2 protein-coding genes and 1 riboswitch are annotated in these 3,114 nt (G+C 29.2%); both genes read right to left on the reverse strand.

What is annotated here, in order from left to right; translation table 11 throughout:
• Positions 1-139: 139 nt before the first annotated feature.
• The gene (gene cbiB, locus GOQ29_RS05965) at positions 140-1,090 is read right to left on the reverse strand and encodes an adenosylcobinamide-phosphate synthase CbiB (protein WP_203371735.1); all 951 of its coding nucleotides are present in this window, start codon (positions 1,088-1,090) and stop codon (positions 140-142) included.
• Positions 1,091-2,581: a cobyric acid synthase gene (locus tag GOQ29_RS05970; protein ID WP_484477066.1), complete on the reverse strand. Its 1,491-nt coding sequence runs from the start codon at positions 2,579-2,581 to the stop codon at positions 1,091-1,093. It abuts the gene before it with no gap.
• A 148-nt stretch (positions 2,582-2,729) separates the two neighbouring features.
• Positions 2,730-2,909, reverse strand: a riboswitch (cobalamin riboswitch).
• Positions 2,910-3,114: the final 205 nt, after the last annotated feature.

Raw genomic sequence — 3,114 nt, forward strand, 5'->3', positions numbered from 1 at the left:
GACGGTGCATAATACGTGCACCTGAGCACCCTTCTAATACGGCAGGGGATTTCATCCCCTACAACCCCTGTTTTTTATTGTCTTCCAATATTTTCTATGACTATTAATCCCTGTATTTATCAATAGTTCAAAACTTTTATTAAATAAACTTTCCTATGACAATAAAAAACACTAATAATATTTCACTCATATACATTATTTTAATAGTAGAAAGTATATCTTCAGCTTTTAATGTTCTTGATTTATCTCCTAATGTAGGTTTATATACCTGTTCTCCAAAGTATATATTACTTCCCCCCAATTGAATATTAAGCAATCCTGCTATTGCTGACTCAGGATATCCACAATTAGGACTTTTATGATTTAATCTATCCCTCTTTAAAATTCTAAAACCATTTTTAATATCATATCCCATGATTCCACCAGCAATTACCATAAAAATACTGCCAATTCTTGCGGGAATATAATTTAAAATATCATCTAATTTAGCCGATGCAAATCCTATATCTTTATACGGTTCTTGAATATAACCTACCATTGAGTCCAATGTATTTACCGTTTTGTATAAAAACATAATTTCCAATGGGTAACCTACTAAAAATCCTAAAAAAACATAAAATACTGGAGCTAATACTCCATCTATTGTGTTTTCTGCTACAGTTTCAATTGTTGCTCTATTTATTTCTTCTAAACTTAAACTACTTGTATCCCTTCCAACAAGATAGGATATTTTTATTCTCGCTTTTTCGACATTTCCAATTATTATCTCATCATAAACCTTCTTTGCCTCTAAGTTTAAACACTTAGCAGCTAATAATGTATATATAAAATAAACCATTAAAACACTCTTAATCATATTGCTAATTAAACCTGCTACTATCAATATCCCATGAATAACCAAAACTACAGTAACTAAAGATAATATTAACAATATAAATCCACCAAGCTTCAGATTAGTCATATTTCTCCTAATCTGTTTTTCATAAAAACCTATCATTTTTCCTACATATATTATAGGATGTGGAAAACTATAGGGATCTCCTAAAATATAATCTAATATTATTGCTGATAAAAGTAATAATGCTTCCATTTATAACTCCAATATTTCCTTTAATTTTCTTAAATCAATATGATTTAATACCCCATCAGCCAATTTGTCATATTCTTTTTCCTTTAATTCTTTATAATCTATTATATCTTCAGAAATATTTAATCCCTTTTTATTTCTTATACTGTCTAATATTGCTTTTCTAAAATCATCATTTTCAAATATACCATGTAAATATGTACCTAAAATTCTTCCACATTTACTTATAGTTCCATCAAAATTACCTTTTTCTAATTTAATTGCAGGCACATCATCTTCTATGATCTCTGTTTTTCCCATATGTATCTCATATCCTGATACATCAATTCCCTTAAAATCTTTTAGAAGTTCAAACTCATTTATGAAATTCCCCTTGACTTGAATAGTAGACTTTTCTTTAGCCATAATAGTTTTTGTATTCAATAGTCCTAGACCATTTATTCTATTTAATGAGGACTCTACACTATATTCATCTATTATCTCTTTGCCTAATATCTGATATCCTCCACATATTCCTATGATATTTGTTCCAGATTTATACTTTTTATATATGGCTTTATCTATTCCCTTATCAAATATAAATTTCATATCATCTATTGTATTCTTACTTCCCGGAATTATTATTAAATCTAAATCATCTAACTGACCCTTTGAGGAAATATACTTAATATTCACATCTTCTTCTAATTCTAAAGGCGTGAAATCAGTAAAATTAGAAATGTGAGGTAATTTAATTACTCCAACATTTATTCCTGCACCTTCTTTTCCATCAAATCTTTCAGTAACACTATCTTCATCATCTATATTTAACTCCATATATGGAATAACTCCTAAACATGGTATTCCTATCTTTTCTTCTAACATCTCTATACCAGGTTTTAAAAGTTCTACATCTCCTCTAAATTTATTTATAATAAAGCCCTTTACTCTTTTTCTATCTTCAGGAGACATAAGCATAATACTTCCATATATAGATGCAAAAACTCCACCTCTATCAATATCTCCAATCAATATAGCATCTGAATCTATCATTTCTGCAAGACCCATATTAACTATATCTTTATCTCTTAAATTTATTTCTGCACATCCTCCCGCCCCTTCAATCATAAGTAAATCATACTTAGATAACATACTATTATATGCTTCCATTACTACAGTTTTTAGGTAATCTTTATTTAAATAATAATCCGTAGCCTTTAGATTTTTATATACCTTTCCCATTAATATAACTTGACTTCCCACATCAGTAGTAGGTTTAAGAAGTATTGGATTCATTTCAACAGAGGGTTCTAATCCAGATGCTTCTGCCTGTACCACTTGAGCTCGTCCCATTTCTCCTCCATCTTGTGTCACAAAGGAATTTAATGACATATTTTGAGATTTAAAAGGAGCAACCTTATATCCTTCCTTATAAAATATTCTACATATAGCAGCCGTCAAAATACTTTTTCCTACTGAAGAACCTGTACCTAAAAACATAATTTTTCTTTTCACATTTAATCCCCCAATTTTTAAAATGATTAAGCTATATATATTATTCTCATATAATATAAACTTCCCCAAACAAAAAAACGCATAAGGGAATATGCGCTTTATCATAATATCTTCATTATAATAACTAGGCACTTCCCACCGAAGCAATTAGTCTATACGATTAAAGGCAGGTCTCCTGGCTCGTAGATCATTTTATTCTCTTCTCCTTCCCGGTTTCCCAGTGGTTAATAAGAAGATTTCATCCCTACTTACAGTAGCGGGGGCTGCAGAGGAATCACACCTCTTTCCCATTTAATTTCTATTTAAAACCTTTAAATATATTTATTAAATTGTTGGTTTCATTATAATTTATAATTTTTACTTTGTCAATTACTATTATATTGAATGATTCATGTAATTAAAAGGTGCCTTCAGGCATCTTAGCGTTACATCAAGCTTCAACAATGCTAATAATATATAAGAAATTAAAACAGAATAAACTTGTATTTTCATAGCATTTTCATTAAAACCTAACCAACTTTTTATTTTTAAAT

It is taken from the genome of Anaeromonas gelatinilytica (assembly GCF_016820635.1).
In the GTDB taxonomy this organism is placed as follows: Bacteria; Bacillota; Clostridia; order Tissierellales; family SIT17; genus Anaeromonas; species Anaeromonas gelatinilytica.

What these genes read in the sequence shown, in the direction of transcription:
- cbiB (WP_203371735.1), bottom strand. Translation starts at nt 1,090, where the DNA reads ATGGAAGCATTATTACTTTTATCAGCAATAATATTAGATTATATTTTA.